We start from the raw sequence: 4,356 nt of genomic DNA, 5'->3' as shown, positions 1-4,356 counted from the left end.
GACGTGCAGGCCCGCCGAGACGATCGCGAACAGGGCGGCGATCCGGGCCGCCGCGTAGTAGAGCCCCGCCTCGACCGGGCTCAGGAGCAGGCCGATCAGGAAGACGTCGACGTACTGGTTCGCGGCGTCGAGCACGCCGCCGAGCCAGAGCCGCGCCGAGCGGGCCGCCCAGACGCGGGTCGGATCGAGCGCCGTCCGGACCGGCCCCGTCGCGGCGGCGGCGCCGCGCAGGGCCGCGCCGACCCCGGCGGCCTGGATCGCGAGGGCCACCAGGATGCCGCCCACGGCCCAGGCGAAGAAGGTCTCGGCGTGGAAGGGCAGCCCCGCCAGGAGGGCGAGCGCGGCGCCCGCGGTCGGGAACAGGCGCCAGGTCAGCTCGAATTGCCCGTCGCCCCGCGCGATGCCCGCGACCGTGCGGGCGACATGGGTCCCGTAGACCAGGACGGCGAGGAGCACCGAGAAGGTGCCCGCGAGCGCCGAGAACAGCCAGCCGGCCCCGGCGAGATGCCCGGCGCAGGCGGTGAGGGCGCCGCCGGCCGGCGCCGCGATCAGGACGAGGCGGGTCGAGCGCCGGAGGGCCGCCCGCGCGGCGGCAGGGCCGCCCGCCTCGAGCGCCCGCTGCCAGTCGATCATGATCGCCGCCTCCTGCCCCAGCAGCACCGCGGCGGCCGCGAAGGAGAGAGCGCTGAACCAGTAGGCGAACACGCCGAACTCGTGCAGGCCCATCGCCCGGGCGGCGAGCGTCAGCATCAGGAAGGCGAGGCCCGAGCCGCCGACCTTGAGGACGAGCGCCAGGGCGAGGTCGCGCGGGCCGGTCCGGGTCCGGAGATCCCGCAGGCGCGCCGACAGGCGCGCCGGGAGCCGCGGCAGGGCGAGGTCCCTCATGCCAGGCTCCCCCGGGCCGGGCGTCCGGCCGCGGCGGGCCGGCCCGCCGCCGAGCGCGCATCCAGGGCGCCGGACGGCTGCCGGGACAGGCCGTCCCCGAGGCGGTCGGCCAGGACGATCATCATCCCCCCGAGGGCGAGCGGCGCGAACAGGGCCTCCTCCTGGAACAGCCCGTTCAGGGTCACCGCGAGGGTGCCGAGGGCGAAGAGCCGCAGGTCGCGCATCGCTGCCCGGCCGCGCACGGTCCGGGACAGCCGCCAGGCGGCGAGCGCGGCGCAGACCGGCACGGCGCACAGCACCAGCACGCCCGGGCCCACTTGGTAGAGCAGGACGCCGAAGGCGCTCTCCACCGGCCAGTCCGTGCGCCCGATCGCCTGTGCCTTCTCCCAGTCGATCCGGGTGGCGTCGCCCGCGAGGTTGCCGCCGGCCCCGAGGCCCGCGCCCCAGGGCGCTCCCAGGAAGGCGTGCAGCCCGCCGAAGAGGCCGAGCACATGGTAGTCGCCGCCCGCGCGCCCGGTGACGACCACCGCGCAGGCGTAGAGCACGAGCACGGCGAGGAAGACGGGCAGGGTCGCACCCGGCCGCACCCGGTCGAGGAGGAGGGCGGCGCAGCAGAGGGCGAGGCAGACCAGCGCCCCCTTGGCGCCGACCAGCACCAGCAGCGCGACCGCGAGGCAGAACAGGACCGGCTGGCGCCAGCGCAGCAGCAGGAAGGCGGCGAGCAGCAGGCCGTAGCCGAAACTGATCGCGTGGAAGTTCGGCCCCAGCATCCGGTACATCTGGATCGAGGAGAAGCCGAACAGGTCGGTGTTCAGGAAGGAGACGATCTGGGTGTCCTGCAGGTCGCGCAGCACGCGGCCCGTCTTGCGCATCGTCTCGATCCACTCGCCCGAGCGCGCGATGTCGGCGAGGCTGAAGGTCATGTAGCTGTCGGCGTGGATCAGCCCGAAGAGCGCGTCGCGCGCCAGGAACTCGGCCACCCCGTAGGCGAGGAGGAGGTAGACCGGCACGCGCAGGAACCGGAGCCTGTCGCCCGGTCCGTCGGCGGCGACGACCAGGGCGAGCTGGAACACCAGGAAGGGCGTGACGGCGTTGCGCAGGTAGACCACCGCCGCGAAGGGGTCGCGGGCGAGGCCGAGGCCGAAATAGACCCCGATGACGCCGAGCGCGAGCACGCTCGGCCAGAGCAGGGCATCGAGGCGCCGGTCCCGCGCCCGGGGGGCGACGCAGTAGCCGCCGACGATCCAGAGCCAGAGGCTCGCCGTGATGATGAAGTTGTAGCCGCGGGCGGCGTTGAAGGCCGGCGTGTCCGCGAGCCAGGGCGAGACCAGCGACACGAACAGGTTCTGGAACTGGAAGGCGAAGATCAGCAGGGCGGGCGTCGCGGCCCTCACGTAGACCGCCGCGACGATCGAGCCCGCCGCGCACAGGGCGATCGCCGCGGCGGGGCTTGCCAGATGCACCACGATCGGAACACCCACCAGGACGACGCCGACCGCCAGGAACAGCGCGTGCTCCAGCACCGCCCGCGGCACCGCAGACTGTTCCTGCGGCAAACTGTCCGGAATAAAGGACGCCACGCTTCGTTGATCTCCCGGAGTCCAGCCGCTGCTGCAGGGTATTCACATGCCTTGCGCCCTGACGTAGGGGCGGAACGTCGCTATCCAACCCGCCCCGACCGGCTCGCCGAATACGATCGACGGTGAAACTACGTAGTTTTCCACGGGTACATTTTTTTGCCTGCCCGAGCGTTGTTAACCAACCCTTACGTGAAACGTCTCTGGCACTGTGGCATACATCTGGAATAATAGGAGTTCGTGTTCAGGTAATATCCCGTGCAATTCGGGCCGCCCTGGGAAATGCTGGCGCACCCGCCACACACGCGCAGAAGCTGAAGATCGGGATGGTTGAACACTTCTACCCCGTCGCGGGAGCCGATCGCCTGACGCGGATCGACCGGAGCCTCTCCGGCGACCGCTCGGATGCGATCGTCGATCTGGCGGCGGCCCGGCGCTTCCTCGCCCGGCGCTGGCGGCTGATCGCGGGCGTCGCGCTGCTCTGCGTGGTCGCGGCCGCCATCGTCCTGTCGCTGGTGCCCAGAACCTACACAGCCACCGCGATCCTCATCGTCGATCCGCGCACGCAGAAGGTCACGCAGTCCGATGCCGTGCTCGGCGGGATCGGCTCCGACGCGGCCGCGGTCGAGAGCCAGGTCGAGATCCTGACCTCCTCCACCCTCGCCCGGCGGGTGGTGGCCGAGCTCGGGCTCGACCGCGGCGGCGAGCTGACCGAGCCTTCCACGATCGAGCGCGCCACGGCCGGCCTGCGCGGCCTGATCGGCCTCGCCGCCCACGAACCGAGCGCGGCGGAGCAGCGCGAGCGGGTGCTGCAGCGCTTCTCCGATCGCCTGCGCGTGCGCCGCCGCGGCCTCACCTACGTGCTGGAGATCGCCTACAGCTCCGGGTCCGCCGAGACCGCGGCACAGGTCGGCAACGCGCTGGCCGACGCCTACCTGGCGGACCAGAAGCGCCAGAAGCTGGAGGCGGCCCGGAGCGCCTCGGGCCTGCTCGGCTCCCGCCTCGACGACCTGCGGAGCCGGGCCCGCGACACCGAGCGCGCGGTCTCGACCTACAAGAACCAGAACGACATCGTCGATCTCGGCGCCGCCCAGACGCTGCTCGACCGGGAGATCGCCGAACAGAGCCAGCAGTTGACCCAGGCCCAGGCCCGCGGCGCCGAGGCCGGGGCGCGCTACGCGCAGGCGCGCCGCGCCATGGCGGCCGGGGCCGAGGGCGGGGGCACGCTCGCCGAGGCCCTGCAATCGAGCGTCGTCACGAACCTGCGCCAGCAATATGCCCAGCTCGGCGCGCAGCTCGCGGATCTGCGCAACAACCTGGGCCCGCGCCACCCGGCCGTCGGCGCGGCGGAGGCGCAGGTCCGCACCGTCGCGGGCCAGATCCGCACCGAGATCGGCCGCCTCGCGCAGGGGCTGCGCAACGAGGCCGAGGCGGCGGCGGCACGCGAGCGCACCCTCACGGCGAGCCTCGAGCGCCTCAAGGGACAGGCCGCGCGGCGCGCCCAGGCGCGGGTTCGGCTGGCGGAGCTGGAGCGCGAGGCGCAGGCGAGCCGGACCATCCTGGAGCAGTCCCTGCTGCGCCAGAAGGAGACGAGCGAGCAGCAGAACCTCGTGGGGACCGAGGCTCGGATCCTGACGCCGGCGGCCCCGCCGCTGCGGCCGAGCGCGCCCAAGACCGGCCTCATGCTGGTCGTCGCGCTCGCGGGCGGGCTGGTGCTCGGGCTCGCGGCGGCGGCCGCCGCCGAGGCGATGGAGCCCGGTCTGCGCCATCCGGGGGCGATCGAGCGGGGGCTCGGCGTGCCGCTGCTCGGAAGCCTGCCGCGGGTCGCGCCGAGCCGGCTCACCCCCGACCGGGGCGGGGGACAGGCGGGAGGTCAGGTCGCCGGCCCCGGGCA

Annotated in this window: 2 protein-coding genes and 1 pseudogene; 1 reads left to right on the top strand and 2 read right to left on the bottom strand. The window is 73.6% G+C overall.

All coding sequences use genetic code 11. The features are described 5' to 3' along the window. Together AX737_RS02505 and AX737_RS02500 are read right to left on the bottom strand one after the other, a co-directional pair. Nucleotides 1-885, bottom strand: a pseudogene (locus AX737_RS02505) (hypothetical protein); the annotation flags it as partial. Beyond that, the gene (locus tag AX737_RS02500) at nucleotides 882-2,420 is read right to left on the bottom strand and encodes a hypothetical protein (RefSeq protein ID WP_066918753.1); all 1,539 of its coding nucleotides are present in this window, start codon (nucleotides 2,418-2,420) and stop codon (nucleotides 882-884) included. The pseudogene AX737_RS02505 and the gene AX737_RS02500, both read right to left, overlap by 4 nt. A 368-nt stretch (nucleotides 2,421-2,788) precedes the next feature. Here AX737_RS02500 and AX737_RS02495 point away from each other — a divergent pair. Continuing rightward, a partial coding sequence (locus AX737_RS02495; protein ID WP_066918751.1) for a GumC family protein occupies nucleotides 2,789-4,356 on the top strand: 1,568 nt, incomplete at its 3' end.

The organism is Methylobacterium sp. CCH5-D2 (assembly GCF_001556475.1).
GTDB classification, from domain to species: domain Bacteria; phylum Pseudomonadota; class Alphaproteobacteria; order Rhizobiales; family Beijerinckiaceae; genus Methylobacterium; species Methylobacterium hispanicum.
The sequence above is the reverse complement of the archived record's forward strand: the minus strand, read 5'-3'. Positions and strand labels throughout refer to the sequence as shown.